Origin of the sequence: Actinomycetospora sp. TBRC 11914, from assembly GCF_012933465.1 — a bacterium.
Taxonomy (GTDB): Bacteria; Actinomycetota; Actinomycetes; order Mycobacteriales; family Pseudonocardiaceae; genus Actinomycetospora.
This window is the reverse complement of record NZ_JABBND010000002.1, coordinates 235,826-261,344: the sequence shown is the minus strand read 5'-3', so window position 1 is coordinate 261,344 and position 25,519 is coordinate 235,826. Positions and strand designations below refer to the sequence as shown.

Genomic DNA, 25,519 nt, shown 5'->3' with positions numbered 1-25,519 from the left:
GGGCAGGCCATGTGCGGCATCGTGGGGTACGTCGGGAACCGTCCGGCGTCGAGGATCCTGGTCGAGGGGCTCGCGAGGCTCGAGTACCGGGGGTACGACAGCGCCGGTCTCGCGGTGGCGCACCGCAAGGCGCTGCGCACGACGCGGGCCGTGGGCCGCGTCGACGACCTCCGGGCGGCGATCGGCGACGAGCCCGGCGCCGGCCGGATCGGGATCGCCCACACCCGCTGGGCCACCCACGGCGAGCCCAGCGAGCGCAACGCCCACCCGCACACCGACACCGCCGGCCGGATCGCGGTGGTGCACAACGGCATCGTCGAGAACGCCGAGGAGCTGCGGGCCAAGCTGACCGCGGACGGCGTGACCTTCGCCAGCGACACCGACACCGAGGTCCTCCCCCACCTCATCGCCCGGGCGGCCGCCGAGGACGAGTCGCGCTCGCTGGAGGAGGCGGTGCGCGAGGCGCTGCGAGTGGTCGAGGGGACCTACGGGCTCGTCGTGCTCGACGCCCGTCGTCCGGACGAGCTCGTCGTCGCCCGCAACGGCAGCCCGATCGTGCTCGGGCTCGGCGACGGCGAGATGTTCGTCGCCTCCGACGTGGCCGCCCTGGTCCGGCACACCCGCCAGGTGGTGTTCCTCGCCGACGGCGAGCTCGCCACCATCACCGCCACCGGCTACGAGGGGTCCCGGCTCAGCCCGCCGACTACGGTCGACGTCGAGGACGACGACTACGCCCTCGACGGCCACCCCGACTTCCTCTCCAAGGAGATCCACGAGCAGCCCGCGGCGCTGCGGCGGGTGCTCGCCGGACGTCTCGACACCCGGTTCGCGACGGCGCGCCTGGACGGGCTGCGCCTCGACCCGCGCGAGCTGCGCAGCATCCGGCGGGTGACGTTCCTGGGCTGCGGCTCCGCGCTCTACGCCGGCCAGATGGGCGCGGCGCTGGTGGAGGAGCTGGCCCGGGTCCCCGCCGACGCCGAGCAGGCCAGCGAGTTCCGCTACCGCAACCCGCTGGTCGACCCGGACACGCTCTACGTCGCGGTCAGCCAGTCCGGCGAGACCATCGACACGCTCGCGGCGGTCGAGGAGCTGCAGCGCAAGGGCGGGCGGGTGGTCGGCTGCGTCAACGTCATCGGCTCGGCGATCGCCCGCCAGTGCGGGGCCGGCATGTTCCTGCACGCCGGGCCGGAGGTCTCGGTGGCCTCGACCAAGGCGTTCAGCTCGATGGTGACCTCGTTCGCGCTGCTCGCCCTCCTGCTGGGACGGGTCCGGGACCTCTCGGCGGCGCACGGGACGCGGCTGGTCGACGGGCTGCGGCGGCTGCCCGACGCGGTGGAGCACACCCTGGCCGGCGAGGACGAGGTGGCGGCGGTCGCACGGAAGTACGCCGACGCGCGGTCGATGTTCTACCTCGGTCGGGTGCGGGGGTCGGCGGTCGCGCGGGAGGGCGCGCAGAAGCTCAAGGAGATCTCCTACGTGCACGCCGAGGCGTACCCCTCGGCCGAGCTCAAGCACGGCCCGCTGGCGCTGGTCGACGCGAGCATGCCCTGCGTGGTGGTGGTGCCCGACGACGAGCTCGTCGCGAAGAACATCTCGACGATCGAGCAGGTCAAGGCCCGCGGCGGCCCGGTGATCGTGGTGACCAACGCCGACCTCCCCGACGGCCTCGCCGACGCCGTGCTGCGGGTGCCGCGCCTGGAGCCCGAGCTCGACCCGATCCTGCTCGGCGTCCCGCTGCAGATGCTGGCCTACCACTGCGCGGCCGCGCTCGGACGCGACATCGACAAGCCGCGGAACCTGGCGAAGTCGGTGACGGTCGAATAGGTGGCCTGCGGCCTCGTGAGCAGAAAGTGCCGCTATAGCGGCATGTCTGTGCTCAGGACTTCGTAGACAGTTCCTGTCTCAGCACATCGCGGACACTGAGCAGGCCCGCCGGGTGGGCTGGTCACGGTGGTGACCAGCCTGCTCGGGTGTGGGCAGGACAGGGTTCGAGATGGATCCAGTGCTGGTTGCCGCGGTCGCACGGGCCGCCGCCGGCGAGAAGATCAACGTCAGTCGGGTGTGCCGGGAGACGGGGGTGTCCCGGGCTGGGTTCTACGTCAAGCTCGCCCGGTTCCAGGCCGAGGGCAGCGCGGGGCTGGCGCCGCGCTCGCGGGCCCCGCACTCCCACCCGACCCGCACCCCCGACCATGTCGGCGAGGCGGTGGTGCGGGCCCGCAAGGAGCTCGCCGATGAGGGCTGGGACAACGGGGCGCAGTCGATCCGTTGGCGGCTGCTCGACATCGCCCGCAGCGGCGTGCACCCCACCGGCGGGCCGGTACTCGAGCTGGCGGTGGTGCCCTCGCGGGCCACCATCCACCGCCTGCTCGTCGCGCGCGGCCAGGTCACCCCGCAGCCGCGCAAGCGCCCCAAGCCCGGGCGACGGTTCGTGCACCCGTCCCCGAACGCGGTCTGGCAGATCGACGGCACCGACCTCGAGCTCGCCGATGGCACCCGGGTCACCGTCGTGCAGATCCTCGACGACCACTCCCGCCTCGATATCGCCTGCCGGGCAGCGCGCAGCGAGAACAGCCACGACGTGTGGGCGGCGCTGTGCGCCGGCTTCGCCGACTACGGCCACCCGGCCTGCGTGCTCTCCGACAACGGCACCGCGTTCTCCGGCAAGCGCCGCCACTGGCCGTTGGTCGAGATGGAACGAGGCCTGGCCCAGCTCGGGATCACCACCATCGTGTCCTCGATCGGACACCCCCAGACCTGCGGGAAAAACGAACGCGCCCACCTGACCCTGCAGCAGTGGCTCACGGCCCGCCCCGCCCCGGGCACCCTGGCCGAGCTGCAGACGCTGCTCGATGCCTACCGGCAGGGCTACAACCACCGGCGCCACCAGGCCCTCGGCGGTGACACCCCCTACCAGCGCTTCCACGCCAGCGACCGCGCCCGCCCCGTCGGACCCGCCCCGCGCATCGCCGGGCACCTGACCCGCACCGTCTCAGCCACCGGCGTGATCCGCTTCAGCGGCGCCTCCATCGGCCTCGGGCGACGCCACGCCGGCGCCACCGCCGGGGTGTTCTGGCAAGGCGACCGCGTCACCGTTCTCATCGATGACGCCGTCGCCGCCAGCCTTACCCTCGACCGCAGCGTCCGCTACCAGCGGACCACCAACCTGTCTCCGATGCGCTGAGACAGACCTGTCTTGGATGTGCTGAGACAGCACATGCCACTATAGCGGCACTTTCTGCTCACGAGGCGAAGCCACCTACCTCGAACGTCACCGTCTCGCCGTGCGCGTCCACCACGACCTCCGACCCGCTCGGCACCGCCCCGGCCACGATCCGCCGCGCGATCGGACGCTCCACCTCGCGGGCCACCACCTGGCGCAGGCCCCGCGCGCCGGAGCGCCGGTCGGCCCGCCCCGCGAGCAGCGCCACCGCGGCCGGAGTCACCCGCAGCGCGACGTCGCGCTCGGCCAGCCGCTGCCTCGTCGCGGACAGCTGCAGCTCCACCACCTCCCCGAGCCGCTCGCTCGACAGCGGCCGGAAGAGCACGACATCGTCGATGCGGCCCAGCAGCTCCGGGCGCAGCGCGCGCCGCAGCACCGCCATCACCGGCTCCCGCGCGGCCTCGACGTCCTCCCCCGCGACCTTCAGCTCGGCCGCCGCCAGGTTCGACGTCATGATCACCACGGTGTCGGTGAACGACGCCGTCCGGCCGTGGGTGTCGGTGAGCCGGCCCGCGTCGAGGACCCCGAGCAGCACCGCCACCACGTCGGCGTGCGCCTTCTCGATCTCGTCGAACAGCACCACGCTCGACGGCCGCCGCCGCACCGCCTCGGTGAGCTCCCCCGGCCGGTCGTGCCCGACGTAGCCCGGCGGCGCGCCGGTGAGCCGCGAGACCGTGTGCGCCTCGGCGAACTCGGCCATGTCGAACCGCACCAGGTGCTCGTCCGACCCGTGCACCGCCGACGCCAGCGCCCGCGCCAGCTCGGTCTTCCCCACCCCGGTCGGGCCCACGAACAGCAACGACGCCAGCGGCCGGCCCGGGTCGGCGAGGCCCGCCCGCCCGGCCAGGACCGCGTCGACCACCGTCGCCACCGCCGGGTCCTGCCCGACGACCCGCGCCCGCAGCGTCGCGTCGAGGGTCCCCAGGCGGGCGCGGTCGTCGTCGGTGAGGTCGGCGACCGGGATGCCGGTGGTGTCGGCGACCACCTGCGCGACGTCGGCCGGGGTCACCGTCGGGGCCGCCTCGTCCCCCGAGATCCGGGTCCGGACCCGGGCCGCCGCCCGGTCCAGCGCGTCGAGCGCCTTGTCGGGCAGCCGGCGGTCGTGGACGTGCCGGGACGTGAGGTCGACGGCCGCGCGGCGGGTCGCCGGCGGGAGGACGACGCGGTGGTGCGCCTCGTACCGGCCCACGACCCCGTCGAGCACGGCGAGCGCCTGCTCCGGTGTCGGCTCCTCGACGGTGATCGGCGCCAGCCGGCGGGCGAGCGCGGCGTCGGGCTCCACGTGGCGGCGGTACTCGGCCGTGGTCGTCGCGCCGACCAGCCGCAGCTCCCCGCGGGCGAGCGCCGGCTTGAGCATCGACGCCGCGTCCATCGTGCCCTCGTGGCCCGCGCCCGCCCCGACGATCAGGTGGAGCTCGTCGACGAACAGCACGACGTCGGGGTGCGCCGCCTCCCGGAGCACCGCGGTCAGCCGCTCCTCGAACTCGCCGCGGTACTTCGTTCCCGCCACCATCCCGGCCAGGTCGACCGCGACGACCCGCACCCCGCGCAGCGCCTCGGGCACCGTCCCCTCGACGACGCGAGCCGCGATGCCCTCGACCACGGCGGTCTTCCCGACGCCGGGCTCGCCCAGCAGCACCGGGTTGTTCTTGCTCCGGCGCGCGAGCACCTCGACGACCTGCGCGATCTCCGGGTCCCGCCCGATCACCGGGTCGAGCCGCCCCGCCCGGGCGTCCGCGGTGAGGTCGTGGCCGTGGCGGTCGAGGGTCGGAGTCCGCCGCGGCGGGCGGGAGGGTCCCGACGACGAGGCGGTGCCGGTGCGCTGCCCCTGCCCCTGTCCCTCACCGGGTCCCGACGGCGGGTCGCGGCGCGCGTCCCGCTCGTCGCGGCGGGCGTCGTCGGGCTCGCCGAAGAGCAGCCCGAGGTCGAGGTCGACGAGCCGGCCGACGATCCCGTCGAGCAGGGAGGACGCGGGCCGGTCGCGGTCCTCGTCGTGGGGGTCGGGCACGTGACCTCCTGGAGAAGTGGTGTCCTCCAGAGTGCCCGCGCGACGCCGGTCGTGCCCGTCCGGTCAGGCCGCCGCCGCCACCAACCGCGCGTAGGGCCCGCCGGCGCGCAGGAGCTCGGCCGGCGGCCCCAGCTCGACGATCTCGCCGTCCGCCATCACCGCCACCCGGTCGGCCCCGGCCGCGGTGTGCAGCCGGTGCGCGATCGCGATGACGGTCCGGCCCGCGAGCACCCGGTCGAGCGCGCCCTCGGCCCGCCGCGCCGCGGCGGTGTCGAGCAGCGAGGTGGCCTCGTCGAGCACGACGGTGCCCGGGTCGGCGAGCACCACGCGGGCGAGCGCGAGCTGCTGGGCCACCGCCGCCGGCACCGTCAGCGCCCCGGACCCGACCGCCGTCGCGAGCCCGTCGGGCAGGCCCGCGAGCCAGTCGCCGAGCCCGACCAGCGCGAGCGCCCCCCGCAGGTCGTCGTCGCCGACGTCGACGGCGGGCAGCAGCAGGTTGTCGCGGACGGTGCCGGTGAACACGTGGTGCTCCTGGGTGAGCAGCAGCACCTCGCCGCGCAGCACGTCGTCGTCGAGCGTGCCGACCTCGCGGCCGTCGAGGCGGACCGACCCCGACGACGGCGCCGAGATCCCGGCGACGAGCCGCGCCAGCGTCGACTTCCCGGCTCCCGATCCGCCGACGACGGCGAGCCGCTCGCCGGGTGGGACGTGGAGGTCGACCCCGCGCAGCACGGGCCGGTCGGCGCGGTAGGCGAACCGGACGGCCTCGAGGTGCAGTCCCCGCTCGTCGGCGACGGCGGGCAGCGGCTCGGCGCGGACCCCGTCGGGCGCCCGGACCCCGAGCACGCGGCGCAGCGCGACGACGGCGACCACGAGGTCCTCCACCCACCACAGCGCCTCGTCCACCGGGGTGGCGAGGGCCTGGACGTAGACGACCATCGTCGTGACCTCCCCCAGCGAGGCCAGCCCGGCGCCGTGGGCCCACGCCCCGAGCAGGAGGGTCGCGGCCACCGGCAGCACGTGGGAGATCTCCAGCCACGGCGTCCAGCGGACGTGCAGCGCGCGCAGGTCCCGTTCGCGGTCCACCGCGGCGACGAGGGCCGCGTCGTCGCCCGCGGTCCGGCGCTCGACGAGGCCGAGCGACTCGAGCGTCCGGGCGCCCGCCGTCGACTCGTGCACCCGGGCGGTGAGGGCGGCCCAGGCGTCGAGCATGCGCTGCATCGCCCCCGGAAGCCGGCGCCACAGCCAGCGGGTGGGGAGGACGACCGTCGGGACCGCGACCAGCAGCGCCGCCGCGAGCAGCGGCGACGTCACCACCATCGCGACGACGGTGAGCGCGACCGTCACCGCCGCGGTGAGGACCTCGGGGACGCCCTGGCGCAGCGCGTGGTCGACGCGGTCGAGGTCGGTCGTGGCGCGGGAGAGCAGCGGACCGGTGCCGACCGCCTCGACCGTCGCGAGCGGCAGGGCCAGGGCCCGCGTGACGAGGCCGGTGCGGTTGGCGGCGAGCAGCTCCTCGCCCAGCACCCCGGCCCGCCACCGGGCGGACCGGCGCAGGACCGCCGTCACGACGAGCGCGCCCAGGAACGCGAGGGCGAGCAGGTCGATGCGGGTGGTGGAGCGCCCGCCGCCCGCGACCTCGTCGACGAGCATCCCGAGCAGCTGCGGCCCGACCAGGCCCGCGCCGGTGGCGGCGAGGAAGCAGGCCGAGGTCACCGCGACCTGGCCGCGGTGCGCGCGCAGCACTCCCCGCGACCACGCCCACGCCTCGCGCGGGGTGGCGTAGCCGAGGACGGCGGTCACGACGGGCTCCTCTCCAGGCTGTCTTCGGGACTCCGGGTCAGGTCGACGACGTGGTCGGCGACGTGGCGCCACGGCGGTCCCTGCGACAGGACGACCGTGGTGCGGCCGCGGCGCAGCACCGCGACGCGGGCGGCGATCCACGCCTCGGTGTGCGCGTCCACCGCGGAGGTCGGCTCGGAGAGCACCAGGACGTCGGCGTCGGTGAGCAGCACCCGGGCCAGCCCCAGCCGCTGCCGCTGCCCGCCCGAGACCTCCCGGCCGCGCTCCCCCAGCACCTCGTCGAGACCGGCCGGGAACCCGTCGACGATCTCGGTGGCGGCCGCCGCCTCGAGGGCCGCGGCGACGTCGAGGGCGCCGTGCACCACGAGCTCGTCGCCCAGCCGGCCGGAGAACCACAGGTCCTCGGGGTGGGCGTGGACGACCCGCCGGCGCAGCGCGGCGAGCTCGACCCGGTCGACCGGGACCCCGCCCACCCGCACCGCCTCGCCGTCGTCGGGACCGACCGACCGCGTCAGGCGCACGGCCAGCGCGGACGCGGCCGGTCCGGCGTCGACCACCGTGAGCGCGCCCGCGGGCGCGTGGAGGCCGGTGACCGGGTCGTGCAGGTCCGGGGCGCCGGGCGGGACCGGGACCGGGTCGGCCGGCGAGGTCAGCACCGGGCGCAGGGCGAGGAGCCGCACCACCCGGCGGGCGGCCGCCCGGGCCGCGGCGAGCGACCCGACCGTCTCCGTCGCGGTGCTGACCGGGACGACGAGGAACGCCGAGGCCCCGTAGACCGCCACCAGCTCGCCGGCGGTGATGGTGCCGGCGACGGCGAGCCGCGCGCCCAGCCAGGTCAGGGTGACCAGGACCGCGCCGGGCAGCAGCACCTCGGCGGCCGCGAGCGCGGCGGTGCTGCGCGCGACACGGACGCCCGCGCGGCGCACGCGCTGGGTGGCGTCGCCGACCCGGGCGGCGAAACGGGCCTCGCCGCCGACCCCGCGGAGGATCCGCAGCCCGGCGACGATGTCGGCCGCGAGCGCGTTCACCGCGGTCAGCTCCCGGCGCTGGTCGTCGAGGTGCCGCTGCAGTGGCGCGACCAGCGGGCCGATCCCGACGACCGCCAGCGGCACCCCGACGAGCGCGATCGCGCCGAGCAGCGGCGACCGGGCCACGAGGCCCGCCCCGACCACCCCGAACGCGACCACGGAGCCGACCAGGCGACCGGCGGTCTCGAACAGGTTGCCGATCCGGCCGACGTCCGAGGTCGTGACCGCGGTGACGTCGCCGGACTCGGCCTGCGGCGCGAGCGACGCGCCCAGGCCCAGCACGTGGGCGCTGACGGTCCGCTGGGTCGCCGACGCGGCGTGCAGCCACAGGGCGTGCCCCAGGAAGTCCAGCAGCCCACCGCTCGCCATCTGCGCGAGGCCGAGGGCGAGGATCACCGCGACGTCGCGCAGGAGCGCGCCGGTGTCGCCGCGCGACACCCCGGCGTCGACGGCCGCCCCGGCGACCAGCGGGATCACCGCGGCGGGCGCCAGCCACAGCGTCCCGACGACGACGGTGGCCGTGGCGAGCCACGGGCGCGCGCGCAGGATCGCGCGCAGGAAGCCGCCCGGCGTCGGTCGCGCGGGCAAGCGGAGCGAGGGCGCCGGGTAGGGGCGTCGCGGGTCCTGTCGCGGCGGGACTCAAGAATCGGGGCGTGGGATCACGCGCCCGACGCTAGGCGCCGGCCGTGCGGCGGCGCGACCGGTTTCCGGGGCGTGACGCCGAGGTGTCGGTCGTTCCGGTCTCGGTCGTTCCGGTCTCGGTCGGTCCGGCCGCCGTCAGTACGGCTCGACGGACAGGACGCCCGGGAGCAGGCGGAGCTGCTCGGCGAACTCGCTGCACTCGCCCGTCGTGAGCGCGACCGTGCAGGAGACGCTGGAGCAGGAGACGCCCTCGTGGACGTCGACCGAGAAGTCGGGGACCCGGTAGCCGAGCTCGCACAGCGACGAGGCCAGCGTCATCACGCCGGGCATACCGCCGGTGGTGACGATCGTCCACGGGCGGGGCAGGCGGGAGGGGCGGCGGCCCGGCCCGTTGACGGCGCGCTCGACGTCGGCCGTCGAGGGGGTGGCGGTGCGGGCGGGCTCGAGCGTGGTCACGACGTACTCCTGGTGGAACTGGATCCGCGGGGTGGAATCCGAGCCAGGTCTCGGGGGTCGTGCGTGGCCCACGGTCGCGCGAGGTGCCGCTGCGCGCCGGGAGCCTGGCTCACCCGACGCGCCGGGGTACTACCTCTCCGAGGCGCGCGATCATGTCGACGATGTTACCCAGGGCACCCGGGAGCGCAAGCGGACACCCCCGGACCACGGCGATCCCGCCGCTGCGTCGACCCTCCACCCGTCCGGCTCACGGCTGCACCAGGATCTTGACGTTGGACTCCTTGTGGTCGATGAGCTCGCGGAAGCCCCGGTCCACGATGTCGTCGAGCCCGATGCGGCCGGTGATGAACTGGTCGACGTCGACCGTGCCGGACCGGATCAGCTCGATCACCTCCTCGTGCCGGTTCGCGTAGGCGAGCGACCCGACGAGGAAGATCTCGGAGAACACGAGCGAGTTGACGTCGAAGGTCGCGGGGTGGCCCCAGATCGAGACGTTGACGCAGGTGCCGCCGGGCCGGGTGCTGGCCACGGCAGCCGCGAGCACCTCGTCCACCCCGGCGCACTCGAAGGTCACGTCGGCGCCGCGGCCGCCGGTGAGCTCCCGGATGGCGTCGGGCACGTCGACCTCGGTGGGGTCGAGGACGTGGTCGGCGCCGGCGCCGGGGGCCTTGGCCTTCCGGGCGTCGGCGGGCTCGACGACGATCACCTGGCCCGCCCCGGTGGCCCGCAGCGCGGCCGCGGTGACGAGCCCGATCGGGCCGGAGCCGAACACGGCCGCCGTCCCGCCCTCGGGCAGCCCCGAGAGCTTCGTCGCGTGGTAGCCGACGGCGAGCGGCTCGACGAGCGCGCCCTGCTCCGGGGTCAGGCCGTCGATGCGGTGGACCCAGCGCTGGTCGACGACCATCCGCTCGGCGAAGCCGCCCTGGTCACCGTCCAGCCCGATGAACCCGAGCTTGCGGCAGATGTTGTAGCGGCCGTCGCGGCAGGCGGTGCACTCGCCGCACACGTCGTAGGGCTCGACCACCACGCGGTCGCCCTCGGACAGCCCGGTCACCCCCTGGCCGAGCTCGGCGACCACCCCGGAGAACTCGTGCCCGAGGGTGATGGGAACGCCGCCGCCGGTGAGCGGGTGCGGGCTGGCGGGGGTGGGCGCGAAGATCGGGCCGTCGAGGAACTCGTGCAGGTCGGTGCCGCAGATGCCGCACCACTGCACGGCGATCTGGACCTGACCCGGCCCCGGGTGGGGCTCGGGGAGATCCTCGATGCGGACGTCACCCCGTCCGTGGAAGCGCGCGGCCTTCATGGGTCCTCCCTGGGCTCGGAGGACCCCATCCCACGGGAGTGAGGCCGGTCACGGCCAGGGTTGCAGCGGTGTTGCAGGGCCGAGGAGGCGCGTGAGCACCTCGCGGTCCGGCGGGACGGCCTCGACGCCGGGGGCGATGCGGTAGGGCCGGGCGGCGATCAGGCCGCCGAGCACCCGCCGCATCCGGGAGAGCTCGGCCCGGACGGTGACGAGGTGGTCGGCGTCGTCGTACAGCGCCCGGGACAGCGAGGCGGCGTCGAGCCCGGCGGAGCCGGCGCACAGGAGCAGGGCGAGGATCTGCTGGTGGCGCAGCGAGAGCGCGTGGCGCCACTGCTCGCGGGCCTCGACGACGGCGCCCGGTGGGTCGCCGTCGGGGTCCAGGCGCAGTCGCGTGACACCCTCGCCCGCGGTGCTCGGGCGCAGCATCCAGCCGCCCGGCACGCGCTCGGGCAGGCAGGCCCCGAGCCCGTGCACCAGGAGGGCCTCCCCCGCGGCCGGGACCGCGACCCGCTCGCGGGGCGCGAGTCCGGTCAGGGCGGCGACCCACCCGTGGTCGTCCACGACGAGGGCCGGGCCGCGCTCGCGCGCCAGCAGCGGGGCGGCGACCGCGCGCAGCCCGTCGAGCCGGGCCTCGTGCTGGGTCCACAGCCCGGACTCGGCGAGCCGCACCGCGGTCTGGACGAGCGCGACGGTGGTCGGGTGCACCGTCGGGGCGGGCCCGGAGAGGTCGACGACGCCGAGCATCTCGCCGGTGCGTGGGTCGTGGATCGGGCTGGCCGTGCACGTCCACGGGTGCTGGGCCCGCACGAAGTGCTCGGCGGAGAAGAGCTGGACCGAGGCGTGCTCGGCCAGGGCGGTCCCGATGGCGTTGGTCCCGACGGCGGCCTCGGTCCAGTCCGCGCCGGGGAGGAACCCCAGGTCGTCGGCCAGCCGCCCGACCCTGACCGCACCCTCGCGCCACAGCACGAACCCGTCGGCGGCGGTGATCACCATGATGTGCTCGGCGTCCTCGGCCACCGCGGTGAGGCTGGCCCGCAGCTGGGGCAGGACGTTGGCGATGGGCGACTGCGCACGTCGGCGCTCGATGACGTCGGGCCGGGCCGGGTCGTCGAGGGTGCGGCCGTCCGGGGCGACGCCGTAGGAGAGGACCCGGTCCCAGGAGCGGCTGACGACGCGGCGCAGCGACGCCTGGGGCCGTGAGCCGGACAGCCGCGCGTCGTGGGCCTGGTGGAGCAGGCGCGCGTGTCGGCGCAGGTCCGTCGTCCGCGTCACCGCGCAGACGTCGTCGTCCACCACGCGCACCTCCGCCAGGGCCGCCCTCCCTGTGACCGGGAGCATAACCCGGCGGGGAGGGCCGCCGTCGGCAGAACTCGTGGAGGGCTCGGGGTGGCCGGGTCATGATCACGAGCACTGCAGGCAGCCCAGCGTCGCGCGGTTCTGCCCCACGTGCCCCTCGCGGGCTCACCCTCGACCCGCACGACTCCGAGTGGACTCCTACGGTCGGCCGAGCAGCCGTCCGGGTCCACTCGACGTCTCGGCCAACCCCGAGTGGACTCCTACGGTCGGCCGAGCAGCCGTCCGGGTCCACTCGGCGCCGGGCCACGAGCGCCGTCCGAGGTGGGGTCGCTCGACGGGTTCCCGGGCACCCCCGCCCGTGACCGAACCGCTCGACCTCTTCTCCACCACCGACGACGCCGACACCCCGGGCACCGTCGCCGACGCCACCGCCCCCACCGAGGCCCCGGACCTCGAGACGCTGCGCGAGCGCGCCGCCGCGTGCACCGCCTGCGAGCTCCACGAGGGCACGACCGGCACGGTCTTCGGGGTCGGCCCGACCACCGCGCGCGTCATGTTCGTCGGCGAGCAGCCCGGCGACCAGGAGGACCGGAAGCTGGAGCCGTTCGTGGGGCCGGCCGGTCGCCTGCTCGACGAGGCGCTGGTGGAGGCGGGCATCGCCCGCGAGGACGCCTACGTCACGAACGCCGTCAAGCACTTCTCGTTCCGCCGGCAGGGCAACCGCCGCATCCACCAGACGCCCAAGGCCGGGCACATCCGCGCCTGCCGGCCGTGGCTGGACGGCGAGCTCGCCCTGGTGCGCCCGCACGTGCTCGTCACTCTCGGGGCAACCGCGGGCAAGGCGCTGCTCGGCTCGTCGTTCCGCATCACCGCCGAGCGCGGCCAGCCCCGCCCGTGGGAGGGCTCGACGCTGGTCCCGACGATCCATCCGTCGGCGATCCTGCGCGCCGACCCCGACCGCGGGCAGGACGCCGACGAGATGCGCGCCGGCTTCGTCGAGGACCTCCGCACCGCCGCGCAGCTCCTCGACTGAGCTCCTCGACGGAGCAGTCAGCTCACGCCGGCCGCGTCCATCCCGCGCATCTCCTTCTTGAGGTCGGCGATCTCGTCGCGCAGCCGCCCGGCGAGCTCGAACTGCAGGTCGCGGGCCGCGGCCATCATCTGGTCGGTGAGCTGCTGGATGAGGTCGGCGAGCTCGGCGCGGGCCATGCCGCTGGTGTCGCGGTGCTCCACCACACCCGAGTGGCCCCGGGTGCCGCCCGCCTCGCCGGCGGCCCGGCGCCCGCGGGAGGCGTTGCGCGCGGAACCGGCGATCTCGACCTCGGTGTCCTCGGCCTCGCGGTAGACGCGGTCGAGGATGTCGTTGATGTTCTTGCGCAGCGGCTGCGGGTCGACCCCGCGCTCGGTGTTGTACGCGATCTGCTTCTCGCGACGCCGGTTGGTCTCGTCGATGGCGTACTGCATCGACTCGGTGACCGTGTCCGCGTACATGTGCACCTGACCGGACACGTTGCGGGCCGCGCGGCCGATCGTCTGGATCAGCGACCGCTCGCTGCGCAGGAACCCCTCCTTGTCCGCGTCGAGGATCGCGACCAGCGACACCTCGGGCAGGTCGAGGCCCTCGCGGAGCAGGTTGATGCCGACCAGGACGTCGTACTCGCCCGAGCGCAGCTGGCGCAGCAGCTCGACGCGGCGCAGGGTGTCGACCTCGGAGTGCAGGTAGCGGACCTTGATCCCGAGCTCGAGCAGGTAGTCGGTGAGGTCCTCGGCCATCTTCTTGGTCAGCGTGGTGACCAGCGTGCGCTCGTCCTTCTCGACGCGGGCGCGGATCTCGGCGACGAGGTCGTCGATCTGGCCCTTCGTCGGCTTGACGACCACCTCGGGGTCGACCAGGCCCGTCGGCCGGATGACCTGCTCGACGAACTCGCCGCCGGCCTGGCGCATCTCGTAGTCGCCCGGCGTCGCCGACAGGTACACGGTCTGCCCGATGCGGTCGGCGAACTCCTCCCAGGTCAGCGGCCGGTTGTCGGTGGCCGACGGGAGCCGGAAGCCGTACTCGACGAGGTTGCGCTTGCGCGACATGTCGCCCTCGTACATGCCGCCGATCTGCGGCACCGTCACGTGCGACTCGTCGATGACCAGCAGGAAGTCGTTCGGGAAGTAGTCGATCAGCGTGGCCGGGGCGGTGCCGGGGCCACGGCCGTCGATGTGGCGCGAGTAGTTCTCGATGCCCGAGCAGAACCCGACCTGGCGCATCATCTCGATGTCGTAGCTCGTGCGCATGCGCAGCCGCTGCGCCTCGAGCAGCTTGCCCTGGTTCTCCAGCTCCGCGAGGCGCTCCTCGAGCTCCTGCTCGATGCCCTTGATCGCCTTCTCCATGCGCTCCGGGCCGGCCACGTAGTGCGTCGCCGGGAAGATGCGCACGTCCTCGACCTGGTTGACCACGTCACCGGTGAGCGGGTTCAGGTAGTAGAGCGCCTCGATCTCGTCACCGAAGAACTCGATGCGGATCGCCAGTTCCTCGTACGCCGGGATGATCTCGACGGTGTCCCCGCGCACCCGGAACGTGCCGCGGGCGAACGCCATGTCGTTGCGGGTGTACTGCACGTCGACGAGCGCCCGCAGCAGCTGGTCGCGGTCGATCTCCTCGCCGACCTCGAGCTTCACCGAGCGGTCGAGGTAGGACTGCGGCGTACCCAGGCCGTAGATGCACGACACCGAGGCGACCACGACGGTGTCCCGGCGCAGCAGCAGGTTCGACGTGGCCGAGTGACGCAGCCGCTCGACGTCCTCGTTGATCGAGGAGTCCTTCTCGATGTAGGTGTCGGTCTGCGCGATGTACGCCTCGGGCTGGTAGTAGTCGTAGTACGAGACGAAGTACTCGACGGAGTTGTTCGGCAGCAGCTCCCGCAGCTCGTTGGCCAGCTGCGCGGCGAGCGTCTTGTTCGGGGCCATCACGAGCGTCGGCCGCTGCACCCGCTCGATGAGCCACGCCGCGGTGGCCGACTTGCCGGTGCCGGTGGCGCCGAGCAGCACGATGTCGTGCTCCCCCGCCTTGACCCGGCGCTCGAGCTCGTCGATGGCCGCGGGCTGGTCACCCGCCGGCTGGTACGGGCTGACGACCTTGAACGGCTCGCCCGTGCGCTCGATCTCGCTGATCGGCCGGAACTCGGACTCGGCCAGCGCGTCGTCCGGGAGGCCCTCGGGGTTGTCCAGCAGCGTGCCCGGGTGGGCCTCGTGGGCATCACGGGCAGCACCGGGGACCTCGGTCGCGAACGCCATGTCACCGAGGCTAACCCGACCCCCCGACAGTCTGTTCCCGGTCGCGGATCCCCAGCTCAGGACCGCCCGCGATCAGGAGCCGCAGTCGCAGCACCCGTCACAGTCCGAGCAGCAGTCACAGCAGTCGCACCCGCACTCGCAGCCGTCGGTGCACGTCCCGCACCAGGTCTGGCGCGGCTTCCCCGACCACGGCCCGACGAACTCGTCGGTGCAGCACACCTGGCCGGTGCAGCACAGCCCCACGGCCGCGACGCACCCACCGAGCAGCCCCCGGGACGGGTGCGACGGCCGCGCCGGGCCGTCGTCCTCGGGCTCGTCGTGCTCGGTCTCGTCCGGCTCCTCGTCCTCGTCCGGGTCCCCCACCGGCGTCGCCGGGTCCCACGGCGGCAGCGGCCGCTCCCCCGGGCCCGTCCCCGCCGCCCGGTCCACCGCCCGCCCGGCCTCGTGCACCAGCAGCTGGTGCACCAGCCGGCGCGCGGTCCCCGCCCCGTCGTCGAACGACACCCGGCCCAGCGCCCCCCGGATTCCGGCCACGGCGGCGCGGCAGGCCGCGAGCGCCCCCGCCCGGCCCGTGCCGGTCGCCGTCAGCGGGTTCCACCGGCCGCGGGCGGCGTCGTCGTCGAGGTCGGTGACCGCGTCGAGCAGGTGCGCCAGGCGCCCCAGCAGGCGACCCGCCTCGTCGAGCGGCGCGACGTTGCCCGGCCGGCCCGCGAGCACGGCGGTGTGGGCGAGCGCCGAGCCGACCGCCGCCTCCGTTGGCGCCGTCGCCGCCGTGAGCGACGCGCCCGGCACCGACTCCGCCGCCCGCTGCCGGGCGGGCACGGCGAGCAGGTCGACCGGGTCGAAGCCGACCACGGACGCCGTCGTGCTCCCGGCGCGGGCCCACGTCGTCGCCACCCGCGACCCCGCGGACGCCACCGGGCGCCGGGCGAACACGCCGTCGCCGTCCTCGACGTGGTCGCTCACCGCGTCCGCGGCCAGCAGCAGCGCGGTGGAGGCGGCGAGCCGGGCACCGTCGCCGGTGACGACCGCCGCCGGCCGCATCCCGCGCAGCGGACAGGGCCCGGCCCGGCGCCGGCCGCCGACCCCCTGGGCCTCGGCCAGGACCGACACCACGAGGGCGTCGACGTGGGTCGTCGTCCGGGCGAGCTGGCCGGCCTCGTCACGCAGGGTGAGGCACAGCCCGCAGAGGTGCGCCGACCACCGCGCGTGCAGCTCGGGGGCGAGGTGATGCCGACAAGGACGGAGGAACCCGAACACCGCGCCATGATCGTCGTCGCCCTCCGTGTCCGGCCAGCGGCCGTTCGGGCTACCCCACCGGTCCCTGCCGGAGCGACCCCGGCGCGCCGCCCGCCGACACCTCGGCCGCGGGCGGCCCCGCTGGTTAGGGTCCCGGGCCGTGGCGCTGCATCCCCCGAAGGTCGAGACCTTCGCCGTGGACGAGGGCACGAACACCGACCCGAAGGGCTTCGTCCGGGCCGTCGACCTCTACCGCGAGGAACCGTTCGGCCTCTACCTGTCCCGCCCGATGCCGAACCACCCGACGCTCGACCACATGCGGTCGTGGCTGCTCCCGGGGCTCGGCATCCGCGTCACCGACTTCCGGTTCCGGCCCGGCCACGAGCGGCGGCAGGACTACTACGTCGACATCGCCGACGTGCACCGCGACGGCGCCGTCTGGACCACCGTCGACCACTACCTCGACCTCGTGGTGCACACCGGGCAGCGCACCGAGCTGCTCGATGTCGACGAGTACGTCGAGGCGGTCGCCGCGGGTGTGCTCGCCCCGGACGCCGCGGAGCGCGCCCTCACGACGGCGTCGACGGTGCACGCGGGCATCGCCGAGCACGGGCACGACCTCGACGCCTGGCTGGCCACGCGTGGGGTGGTGCTGGACTGGATCTAGGTGGCCTTGGAGATCTCCAGGCGCACCGGCCGCCCCGGATCCGCGCTGCCGTGCAGGCCGTCGTCCACCCGCGGGAACCCGGCCCCGGCCAGTGCCGCCGCGAGCTCCCCGGTCCGGTCCCCGCGCCGGGTGCGCACCACCAGGTCCAGGACATCGGGCGCGGGCCGCCCCTCGGCGGTCGGCCCCACGTGCTCCACCCCGGTGACGCGACCCTCCCCCGCCACCTCCACCCGGGCCGCCACCCGCTGCGCCTGCGCCGGCCACGTCGGGTCCGGGTCGACGTCCTCGTCGGGCCACGGCACGGCCCGGCCCTCGCGCACGCCGGTCTCGAACGGCACGATCCGGTCCGACCACAGCGCCCGCACCTCGTCGCGGACCTCCTCGACGTCGCCGACGTTGTCGATCCACACGTCGGCGGCGGCCCGGCGGTCCTCCTCGCTCGCCTGGGCGCGAATGCGGGCCCGGGCGTCGTCCTCGCCCATCCCGCGGGTCTCGGCGAGCCGCTGCACGCGCACGTCCTCGGGGGCGTCGACCACCACCACCAGCGCGAACGCCGCGCCCATGCCGTTCTCGACGAGCAGCGGGACGTCGTGCACGACGACGGCGTCGTCCGGCGCGCCCGCGATCAGCTCGGCGGTCCGGGCGCCGATGCGCGGGTGCAGGATGCCGTTGAGGCGGGTGCGGGCCTCGTCGTCGGCGAACACGACCCGGCCGAGCGCGGGCCGGTCCAGCCGGCCCTCGTCGTCGAGCACCTCCTCGCCGAACGCCGCCACGACCTCGGCGAGCCCGTCGGTCCCCGGCTCGACGACCTCGCGCGCGATCGCGTCCGCGTCCACGACGACGGCGCCGAGCCGCGAGAGCTCCGCCGCGACCGTCGACTTGCCCGCCCCGATCCCACCGGTCAGTCCCACGCGCAGCACGGCGCGCAGTCTGCCGGATGACGACCGGGGCCGCGGATCAGGCGGGGGCGCCGACCGCGTGCCGCGCGGTCGCGAAGAGCGTCTCGAACAGTCCCCGGCGAGCGACCGCCGGACCGCCGAGGGTGGTGGCTACCGTGACGTACTCGCCGCACCAGGTCAGTCCGGCGGCTCCCAGACGGTGCCGACCCCCGTGACGACGTCGTCCCCAGGCCATCTCATCCCCCCGCGTCCGTGGTGCTGGTGTGACGCAGGATAACGATGTGGTGTCTGTGGTCAACGCGGCTCGCGGCGCGTCGGGCCGGTCCCGCCCGGAACGACGACGGGCCCCCACCCCGGGAGGGGTGAGGGCCCGTCGGTACGTGCCGGACTCAGTTGCCCGAGAGCTTCTCCCGCAGCGCGGCGAGCTGGGCGTCGCTGGCGAGCGCGCCGCCGCCGGAGGCGGACGGCGGGCCCTGACCCGGGTCGTTCGACGACGCGGCCGCGGCCTCGTCGTCCTCGTCGCCGTCCTCGGAGGCCGAGGCCGGACCGCCCGAGGAGTAGTTGGCCGGGGCCGCCTCGGCGGCCTCCGCCTCCTGCTCCGCGGTGCGCTGCAGCTGCGCGATGTGCTGCTGGTAGCGGGCGTAGGCCGCCTGGTACTGGCGCTCCCACTCCTCGCGCTGGGACTCGAAGCCCTCGCGCCACTCCCCGGAGTCGGGGTCGAAGCCCTCCGGGTAGATGTAGTTGCCGGCGTCGTCGTACTCGGCGCCCATGCCGTACAGGGCCGGGTCGAACTCGGTCTCCGGCGTCATGCCCTCGTTCGCCTGCTTCAGCGAGAGCGAGATGCGGCGACGGTCGAGGTCGATGTCGATGACCTTGACCATGACGTCGTTGCCGACCTGGACGACCTGCTCGGGCACCTCGACGTGGCGCTCGGCCAGCTCCGAGATGTGGACCAGGCCCTCGATGCCCTCGTCGACGCGGACGAACGCACCGAACGGCACCAGCTTGGTGACCTTGCCGGGCACGATCTGGCCGATCTGGTGGGTCCGGGCGAACTGGCGCCACGGGTCCTCCTGCGTCGCCTTCAGCGACAGCGAGACCCGCTCGCGGTCCAGGTCGACGTCGAGGACCTCGACCGTGACCTCCTGGCCCACCTCGACGACCTCGCTCGGGTGGTCGATGTGCTTCCAGGAGAGCTCGGAGACGTGGACCAGACCGTCGACCCCGCCGAGGTCGACGAACGCACCGAAGTTGACGATCGACGAGACCTGACCCTTGCGGATCTGGCCCTTCGCGAGCTGGTTGAGGAACTCGCTGCGGACCGCCGACTGGGTCTGCTCCAGCCAGGCACGACGCGACAGGACCACGTTGTTGCGGTTCTTGTCGAGCTCGATGATCTTGGCCTCGATCTCCTTGCCGACGTACGGCTGGAGATCGCGGACGCGGCGCATCTCGACCAGGGAGGCGGGGAGGAAGCCGCGGAGGCCGATGTCGAGGATGAGACCACCCTTGACGACCTCGATGACGGTGCCCTTGACCGGCTCGTCGTTGTCCTTGAGCTGCTCGATCGTGCCCCAGGCGCGCTCGTACTGGGCGCGCTTCTTGGACAGGATCAGCCGGCCCTCCTTGTCCTCCTTCTGGAGGACGAGGGCTTCGACCTCGTCGCCGACGGCGACGACTTCGTGGGGATCGACATCGTGCTTGATGGACAGCTCACGCGAGGGGATGACGCCCTCGGTCTTGTAGCCGATGTCGAGGAGGACCTCGTCGCGGTCGACCTTGACGATGGTGCCTTCGACGATGTCGCCATCGTTGAAGTACTTGATCGTCTTGTCGATGGCAGCGAGGAAGTCCTCTTCCGACCCGATGTCGTTCACAGCCACCTGAGGGCTGGTCGTGTTCGGGGCGGTGTGGGTGTCGATGGACATACGGTGGACGGCTCCGGGAATGGGCAGGTCTCGGTCGGGTGGGCGCTTCCCACGAGGGCGGACGTCGTCCTGACGCGTGATCGGCACCCGGGGGGACCGAGGGGATCGCTGCCCACCGGAGGAGATCCGGACAGGGCGAGACCACTGACGTGGACCTCCATCGTATCCATCGTCGATCGCGTCCGGCAAACGGGGCAGACCGCGCCCTCGCCCGGCGTGTCGCGGACCGTGTCGGCGGCTGTCGGCCCTCCTCGCGCGGCGTGTCAGGATGCCCCGCATGAGCGCCGGCGCCGCGATGCCGCCGCCCGGGCCGGAGGGCCCGGCGGGCGTCCCCGGCACCGTCGCGTGGCCGGTCGGGCCGGCGGAGTCGGTGGCCGCCTCGCGGTCGTGGTGGGACGACGAGGCCGCCGGGTACCAGGCCGAGCACGGGGCCTTCCTCGGCGACGTCGACTTCGTCTGGTGTCCGGAGCGGCTCCGGGAGGCCGACGCCGCGCTGCTCGGCCCGCCGGCGGCGCTCGTCGGCGCCCGCGTGCTCGAGGTCGGGTGCGGCGCGGCGTCCTGCTCACGCTGGCTGGTCGACCGCGGCGCCGACGCGGTGGGCCTCGACCTCTCCGCCGGCATGCTCCGTGAGGCCCGCGCCGCCGACGCCCGCTCCGGGGTCGCCGTCCCCCTCGTCCAGGCCGACGCCTCCCGGCTCCCCTTCCCCGACGCGACCTTCGACCTCGCCTGCTCGGCCTTCGGCGCCGTGCCCTTCGTGGCCGACACCGCGGCGCTCACCGCCGAGGTCGCCCGTGTGCTGCGCCCGGGCGGGCGGTGGGTGTTCGCGGTGAACCACCCCATGCGCTGGATCTTCCCGGACGACCCCGGCGAGGACGGCCTGCACGTCACCCAGTCCTACTTCGACCGGTCGCCCTACGCCGAGGCCGACGACGAGGGCCGCATCACCTACGTCGAGCACCACCGCACGCTCGGCGACCGCGTCGCCGACGTCGTCGGGGCCGGGCTGGTCCTCGAGGGCCTGGTCGAGCCGGAGTGGCCGCCGGACCTCGACGACGTGTGGGGCCAGTGGTCGCCGCTGCGCGGCGCCCTGTTCCCCGGGACCGCGATCTTCCGGTGCCGCAAGCCCGGACCGGGTCCCGACGACGGGTGGGGCCCGGTCGCCGGGGCGGGGCGCCGGCCGTGACCGGCGGGCCGCGGGCCGCGCTCCCGGACTCCCCCGCGCAGGTCCTCGCCGACCTGCTGGAGGTCCAGCGTCGCCGGTTCGCCGCCCTCGACCCGCGCCTGCCGCCCGCCGCGGCCCCGCCGCCCGGCGACGTGCTCGTCGTCGGGACCCCGCCGCACCGCGCGGCCGGCGTCGTGACCCACCACGCGTGGCCGGCGGGCAGCGGCCCGCTGCTGTGGTCGGCCGCGCAGGTCACCGAGCTGCACCCGGTGGTCGGCGCCGCCGGGCACGGGCCGCTGCACGCGCTCGTCGAGGCGTGGCGGGGCCACGTCCTGCCCGCCGTGCTCCGCGACGACGACTCCGCGGCCGTCGTGACCTGGCCGAGCCGCGACGTCGTCGCCACCCGGGTCTTCCTCGACCACGGTCTGCTGCCCCTCGCCGTGCTGGCGGTGCGCGGCCTCGCCGCGGTGCGCACGCCCGCGCCGGACCGGGGGCTCGTGCTGCGGCGGGCCGAGCCGGCCGACCTCGACGCGTGCGTGCGGCTCGCGCTCGAGGAGCTGGCCTACTCGAGCCAGGTCGGGGGCTCCCTGGTGCGGCCCGACGCCGAGGCGGTCAAGCGCACGATGTTGCGCGACCGGCTGGGCCGCGGCGAGCCGACGTGGCTCGCCGAGCGGGACGGGGCCGTCGTCGGGATGATCGAGTGCGGCCACGCGGACGCCGCTCCGGGCACGTGGCTGGCGAACCTCCTGCCGGCCGGGCGGTGGGGGTACGTCAACTGCGCGTCGGTGACGGCGGCCGAGCGCGGCAGCGGGGTGGGCGCGCACCTCGCGGCGACCGCGATCGCGGCGCTCGAGGCGGGCACGTCGGGCGGGCCGGTGCGCGGCACCTACCTCTACTACAACCCGCCCAACCCGCTGTCCTCGGTGTTCTGGCCGCGGGCCGGCTACGCGCCGCTGTGGACGCTCTGGGAGGTCCGTCCCGCCGGCGGGCTGCGCTGACCGGCGGCCTCAGCCGCTGCGGGCCAGGGCGTACTCCACGAGCGTGACCAGCGCGGCGGTGCACGACCCGCCGTCGCGGGCGTCGACCCGGGTCAGCGGCGCGTCCGCCGGGAGCGCCAGCGCGTCCCGCACCGTGTCGTCGTCGACGCCGGCGGTGCCCGGGAAGTCGTTCACGGCGACCACGAAGGGCAGGCCGCGGTTCTCGAAGTAGTCGATCGCGGCGAAGCAGTCGCCGATCCGGCGCAGGTCGACCAGGATCACCGCTCCCACCGCGCCGCGGGCCAGCTCGTCCCACATGAACCAGAAGCGGGACTGGCCGGGCGTGCCGAAGAGGTAGAGCACGATCCGGTCGTCGACGGTGATGCGACCGAAGTCCATGGCCACGGTGGTCGTCGACTTCCCGGGGACGACGCGCGTGTCGTCGACGCCGTCGGACAGGCTGGTCATGCCCTCCTCGGTCGACAGCGGCGCGACCTCCGACAGCGAGCGCACCAGGGTCGTCTTGCCGACGCCGAACCCCCCGGAGACGAGGATCTTCAGCGGGAGCAGCCCGTCGCGGGCGGCGGCCGGGGCGGGCGCACGCTCAGCGGGCGCGGAGTCCATCGAGCAGCCTCTCCAGGAGTTCGCGGCGGGGGCGGCCGTCGGTCCCCACCAGCGGGAGGTGGACGGCGAGGTAGTCGTCGGCGGCGAGGTCGCCGACCAGCACGCGGGCCACCCCGATCGGGACGCCGAGCAGGCTGCCGATCTCGGCCAGCGACAGCGGTTCGGCGGCCGCGTCGAGGATGGTCCGCTGCTCCGGTGACAGGCCGGGGCGCTGCGCGAGGCCGAGCTCGGTGACCGTCACCAGCGCCTCGATCGGAAGATCCATCCGCGCGGACCGGGTGCGCCCGGCGGTGAGCGCGTAGTTCGGCACGACCCGTCCGCCGTCCCTCGGGGATGGACCCGCGCGGCGGTCCGGTGTCATCCCTCGACCCGCGCCCGGGCGTCCGGGGTCAGGGCGTGGCCGACCCGCGCGGCCAGCATGGTCGTCTCGTACCCGACCAGCCCCAGGTCGGCGGACCGGTCGGTCACGACGGCGAGGGTCGATCCCAGGCTGATCGCGGTGGCGAACAGGAAGCAGCCCGCCATCTCGACGATGGTCTGGCTCACCGGCTCCGCCTCGAGCAGCGCCGCGGTCCCGCGGGCCAGGCTGACCAGCCCGGAGGTGGCGGCGCACAGCTGGTCGGCGAGCTCCGGGCCGACGCCCTGGCTGACCGCGAGGCGCAGCCCGTCGGCGGACACCACCAGGACGTGACGCACCCCCGGCGTCGAGGCGGCGAAGTCGGAGACGAGCCAGTCGAGGGCTCCGGTCGGAGCGGTCACGAGCGTCCTCCGTCGGGGTGGTCGGGGTGGTCGGGGGCGCTCGCGTCCCCGACGGGGTCCCGGGCCAGGGCGTCGTGGGCGGCCCGCCGGCTCGCCTGGTACTGCGAGAGCGCCCCGAGGGCACCGACAGCACTGGGCGCGCCCCCCGCTCCCGGGGCGGGGTGGCCGTCGGCCGTCCCACCGGCGCCGGTCCCGACGTCGCCGTTGCTCACGGGGACGTCGGGGTCGGGAGCGGGCCGGGGGCGGACGAGCTCGCGCGCGAGGTGGGTCTGCGGGACGCGGCGCGTGAGCACCGGCAGCTCCGAGGAGTGGGGGCTGCGCGGTGCGGGCGCGCCGCCCTCGGCGCGGGTGGCAGGCGACGGCGAGGGCATGGCCGAGGGCACCGCGCCGCCGGGGGCAGGCACGACGGTCGGGTGGATGAGGGTGGAAGTCCGCCGGAGGGCGGCGGGGACGGGTGCGGGGGCCGGGTCCGGGTCCGGATCCGCGTGGCGCGGCGTCGTCGCGAGGCCGGGCACGGTGTCCGGACCGGTCTCGTCGACCAGGGTGGCGGCCCGTCCGGCCCCGATCTCGACCCGGGCCCCGCCCTCGACACCGGCCCCGCCCTCGACCCCGCCCGAGGCGCGCCCCGGCCAGGAGTGGCGGCCGTCGGCGGCGCCTCCCGCCACCGGCGGCCGGGCGCAGTCGCGGGGCGCCGGGACGGGGCCGCGGTGCGACCCGGGCGCCGGCGCGGGCTCGACCGGGTCGGCGAACAGCGCCGCCGGGAGGACGATCACCGCGGTCAGGCCGCAGCCCGGTGTCGGGGTCAGCGACACCCCGATGCCGTGGCGCGCGGCGAGGCGCGCGACCACGTGGAAGCCGAGGCGCCGGGAGGCCGACACGTCGACCTCCTGCGGGCCGGCCAGCAACCGGTTGGCGGCCCCGAGCTCGTCGTAGGGCATCCCGACGCCGCTGTCCTCGATGATCAGCAGGTGGGCGCCGCGGGCGCGGTGGTAGGCGCGGCTGTGGATGGTGACCGTCGTGGTGGGCGGCGACGAGCGCACCGCGTTCTCGGTCAGCTCCGCGATCATGTGCGTGAGGTCGGCGACCACGACGCCGACCAGCCGCGGGCCCTCGTCGATCGCGAAGGAGACCCGCTCGAGGTCCTCGGTCTCGGCGATGCCCGCGCGGACGACGTCGCGCAGCGGCACCGGCGCCGACCAGACGCGCGCCGGCTGCTCGCCGGAGAGCACGAGGAGGCTCTCGGCGTTGCGCCGCACGCGCGTGGCGAGGTGGTCGAGCCGGAAGAGGTCGGCGAGCGCGTCGGGGTCGCGCTCGCGCTCCTCGAGGTCGTTGATGATCTCGAGCTGGCGGTGGAACATGCTCTGGTTGCGGCGGGCCAGGTTCAGCAGCAGGTCCGAGGTGAACTGCTGCTGCTCCACCTCGGCGGCCGCGAGCTCCTTCGTCAGCTCGGCCCGGGCCCGCTGCTCGTCCTCGGTGATCCGACAGAAGACGGACACGCCGACGCAGGCGAGGAGTACGGCCGCGCCGTGGATGAACGACCACAGCCACGGGTCGGCCTGTCCCATGTGGTGGTTGAACATGAGGCCCGGCACCAGCAGGGAGCCGAGGCCGTGGCTCAGCGTGGTGACGGCGATGGTGACGACGAACGGGAGCCAGTTCTGGTAGAGCGCCAGGAACCCGATGATCACGAAGAACGCGAAGTGCGCCTCGATGTAGCCGCCGGAGAGGATCACCAGACCGGCGCTGGACGCGGAGAGCCCGACGGCGACGAACAGTGAGCCCGCGGTGCGGTTCCCGCGCGTGAGCCGGCCGCCCAGCGCCGTGAGCGCCGGGACCAGCGCGACCCCGAGCGTCAGCGCCGGTCCGTTGCCGACCGCGAACCCGAAGACGAGGAGCGCGGGACACAGCGACGCGAGCACCCAGAGCAGGAACTGGTGGCGCCGGCCCCACTGCTCGTCGTCGACGAGATCTCCGTGCGGCAGGTGGTCGAGCACCCGGTCCATCGGGGGATCACACCGTCCTCTGCATCGTCCTGCCCCGAACGCGGACCCCGCGCGGGACCATTCGCCGAAACCGGCGGAATCCCCCACACCGGAATGGTCGAGCGGCAACGTACACCTCGTTCGGAGGACATCCGCAGACCCCTCACCGCCCGGGAACGGGACCGTCGGCAATTCGTGCCGCATCGTCCGTCACGGCGGTGATCAGCCGGTGGCGATCACCGGA

At 74.9% G+C, this 25,519-nt stretch carries 20 protein-coding genes; 6 read left to right on the top strand and 14 right to left on the bottom strand.

Translation table 11 applies throughout. The annotated features are described in order from the left end of the window. The first annotated feature begins 9 nt into the window (after positions 1-9). Positions 10-1,824, top strand: coding sequence for a glutamine--fructose-6-phosphate transaminase (isomerizing) (gene glmS / locus HH311_RS07200; protein WP_169182940.1), 1,815 nt, complete (start codon positions 10-12; stop codon positions 1,822-1,824). Positions 1,825-1,993: 169 nt separating this feature from the next. Then, positions 1,994-3,181 carry a DDE-type integrase/transposase/recombinase gene (locus HH311_RS07195; protein WP_169182939.1) on the top strand — a complete coding sequence of 396 codons (1,188 nt, stop codon included), beginning with the start codon at positions 1,994-1,996 and terminating at the stop codon, positions 3,179-3,181. A 58-nt stretch (positions 3,182-3,239) separates the two neighbouring features. On the opposite strand, the gene HH311_RS07190 is transcribed toward HH311_RS07195, so the two are convergent. From HH311_RS07190 to HH311_RS07165, 6 genes are all read right to left on the bottom strand, one after another. Continuing rightward, positions 3,240-5,228 carry an AAA family ATPase gene (locus tag HH311_RS07190; protein ID WP_169182938.1) on the bottom strand — a complete coding sequence of 663 codons (1,989 nt, stop codon included), beginning with the start codon at positions 5,226-5,228 and terminating at the stop codon, positions 3,240-3,242. Positions 5,229-5,291: 63 nt separating this feature from the next. Continuing rightward, the gene (locus HH311_RS07185) at positions 5,292-7,031 is read right to left on the bottom strand and encodes an ABC transporter ATP-binding protein (protein ID WP_169182937.1); all 1,740 of its coding nucleotides are present in this window, start codon (positions 7,029-7,031) and stop codon (positions 5,292-5,294) included. Then, positions 7,028-8,647 (bottom strand): ABC transporter ATP-binding protein, encoded by a 1,620-nt coding sequence (locus tag HH311_RS07180; protein ID WP_211189770.1) that lies wholly within the window; start codon positions 8,645-8,647, stop codon positions 7,028-7,030. The genes HH311_RS07185 and HH311_RS07180 overlap by 4 nt, the downstream gene beginning before the upstream one ends. 189 nt (positions 8,648-8,836) lie before the next feature. Then, a complete protein-coding gene (locus tag HH311_RS07175) occupies positions 8,837-9,157 on the bottom strand; it encodes a hypothetical protein (RefSeq protein ID WP_169182936.1) in 321 nt (106 codons plus the stop codon). Positions 9,158-9,404: 247 nt separating this feature from the next. Further along, a complete protein-coding gene (locus HH311_RS07170; protein ID WP_169182935.1) occupies positions 9,405-10,460 on the bottom strand; it encodes a 2,3-butanediol dehydrogenase in 1,056 nt (351 codons plus the stop codon). A gap of 48 nt (positions 10,461-10,508) precedes the next feature. Then, the gene (locus HH311_RS07165; protein ID WP_312029983.1) at positions 10,509-11,753 is read right to left on the bottom strand and encodes a GAF domain-containing protein; all 1,245 of its coding nucleotides are present in this window, start codon (positions 11,751-11,753) and stop codon (positions 10,509-10,511) included. A gap of 361 nt (positions 11,754-12,114) precedes the next feature. On the opposite strand from HH311_RS07165, the gene HH311_RS07160 reads away from it, so the two are divergent. Beyond that, the gene (locus tag HH311_RS07160; protein ID WP_169182933.1) at positions 12,115-12,789 is read left to right on the top strand and encodes a UdgX family uracil-DNA binding protein; all 675 of its coding nucleotides are present in this window, start codon (positions 12,115-12,117) and stop codon (positions 12,787-12,789) included. Positions 12,790-12,806: 17 nt separating this feature from the next. Here HH311_RS07160 and uvrB read toward each other — a convergent pair whose 3' ends face one another. Continuing rightward, positions 12,807-15,038 carry an excinuclease ABC subunit UvrB gene (gene uvrB, locus HH311_RS07155; protein WP_248292256.1) on the bottom strand — a complete coding sequence of 744 codons (2,232 nt, stop codon included), beginning with the start codon at positions 15,036-15,038 and terminating at the stop codon, positions 12,807-12,809. A 72-nt stretch (positions 15,039-15,110) separates the two neighbouring features. Beyond that, a complete protein-coding gene (locus HH311_RS07150; protein ID WP_169182932.1) occupies positions 15,111-16,298 on the bottom strand; it encodes a DUF5685 family protein in 1,188 nt (395 codons plus the stop codon). A 139-nt stretch (positions 16,299-16,437) separates the two neighbouring features. Between HH311_RS07150 and HH311_RS07145 the strand changes: the two genes are divergently transcribed. After that, positions 16,438-16,944: a DUF402 domain-containing protein gene (locus HH311_RS07145; protein ID WP_169182931.1), complete on the top strand. Its 507-nt coding sequence runs from the start codon at positions 16,438-16,440 to the stop codon at positions 16,942-16,944. Here HH311_RS07145 and coaE read toward each other — a convergent pair. Continuing rightward, complete coding sequence (coaE, locus tag HH311_RS07140) at positions 16,941-17,864, bottom strand: dephospho-CoA kinase (RefSeq protein ID WP_169182930.1); 924 nt, start codon at positions 17,862-17,864, stop codon at positions 16,941-16,943. The genes HH311_RS07145 and coaE overlap by 4 nt on opposite strands. 368 nt (positions 17,865-18,232) lie before the next feature. After that, complete coding sequence (gene rpsA, locus HH311_RS07135) at positions 18,233-19,771, bottom strand: 30S ribosomal protein S1 (RefSeq protein ID WP_169182929.1); 1,539 nt, start codon at positions 19,769-19,771, stop codon at positions 18,233-18,235. Between the two features lie 277 nt (positions 19,772-20,048). Here rpsA and HH311_RS07130 point away from each other — a divergent pair, with 277 nt between their 5' ends. Further along, entirely contained in the window at positions 20,049-20,954 is a 906-nt protein-coding gene (locus HH311_RS07130; RefSeq protein ID WP_169182928.1) for a class I SAM-dependent methyltransferase, read from the top strand. Further along, a complete protein-coding gene (locus HH311_RS07125) occupies positions 20,951-21,931 on the top strand; it encodes a GNAT family N-acetyltransferase (RefSeq protein WP_169182927.1) in 981 nt (326 codons plus the stop codon). Before HH311_RS07130 ends, HH311_RS07125 begins: the two co-directional genes overlap by 4 nt. Positions 21,932-21,940: 9 nt before the next feature. On the opposite strand, the gene HH311_RS07120 is transcribed toward HH311_RS07125, so the two are convergent. Genes HH311_RS07120 through HH311_RS31475 form a run of 4 tightly spaced genes read right to left on the bottom strand, consistent with a single transcriptional unit; the run spans position 21,941 to position 25,296 of the window. Then, positions 21,941-22,534, bottom strand: a complete 594-nt coding sequence (locus HH311_RS07120; RefSeq protein WP_169182926.1) for an ATP/GTP-binding protein — start codon at positions 22,532-22,534, stop codon at positions 21,941-21,943. Continuing rightward, positions 22,515-22,844 (bottom strand): DUF742 domain-containing protein, encoded by a 330-nt coding sequence (locus HH311_RS07115; RefSeq protein WP_169182925.1) that lies wholly within the window; start codon positions 22,842-22,844, stop codon positions 22,515-22,517. The genes HH311_RS07120 and HH311_RS07115 overlap by 20 nt, the downstream gene beginning before the upstream one ends. A gap of 47 nt (positions 22,845-22,891) precedes the next feature. Next, positions 22,892-23,293 carry a roadblock/LC7 domain-containing protein gene (locus HH311_RS31480; protein WP_169182924.1) on the bottom strand — a complete coding sequence of 134 codons (402 nt, stop codon included), beginning with the start codon at positions 23,291-23,293 and terminating at the stop codon, positions 22,892-22,894. Continuing rightward, positions 23,290-25,296: an ATP-binding protein gene (locus HH311_RS31475; protein ID WP_169182923.1), complete on the bottom strand. Its 2,007-nt coding sequence runs from the start codon at positions 25,294-25,296 to the stop codon at positions 23,290-23,292. Before HH311_RS31475 ends, HH311_RS31480 begins: the two co-directional genes overlap by 4 nt. Between the last annotated feature and the right edge of the window lie 223 nt (positions 25,297-25,519).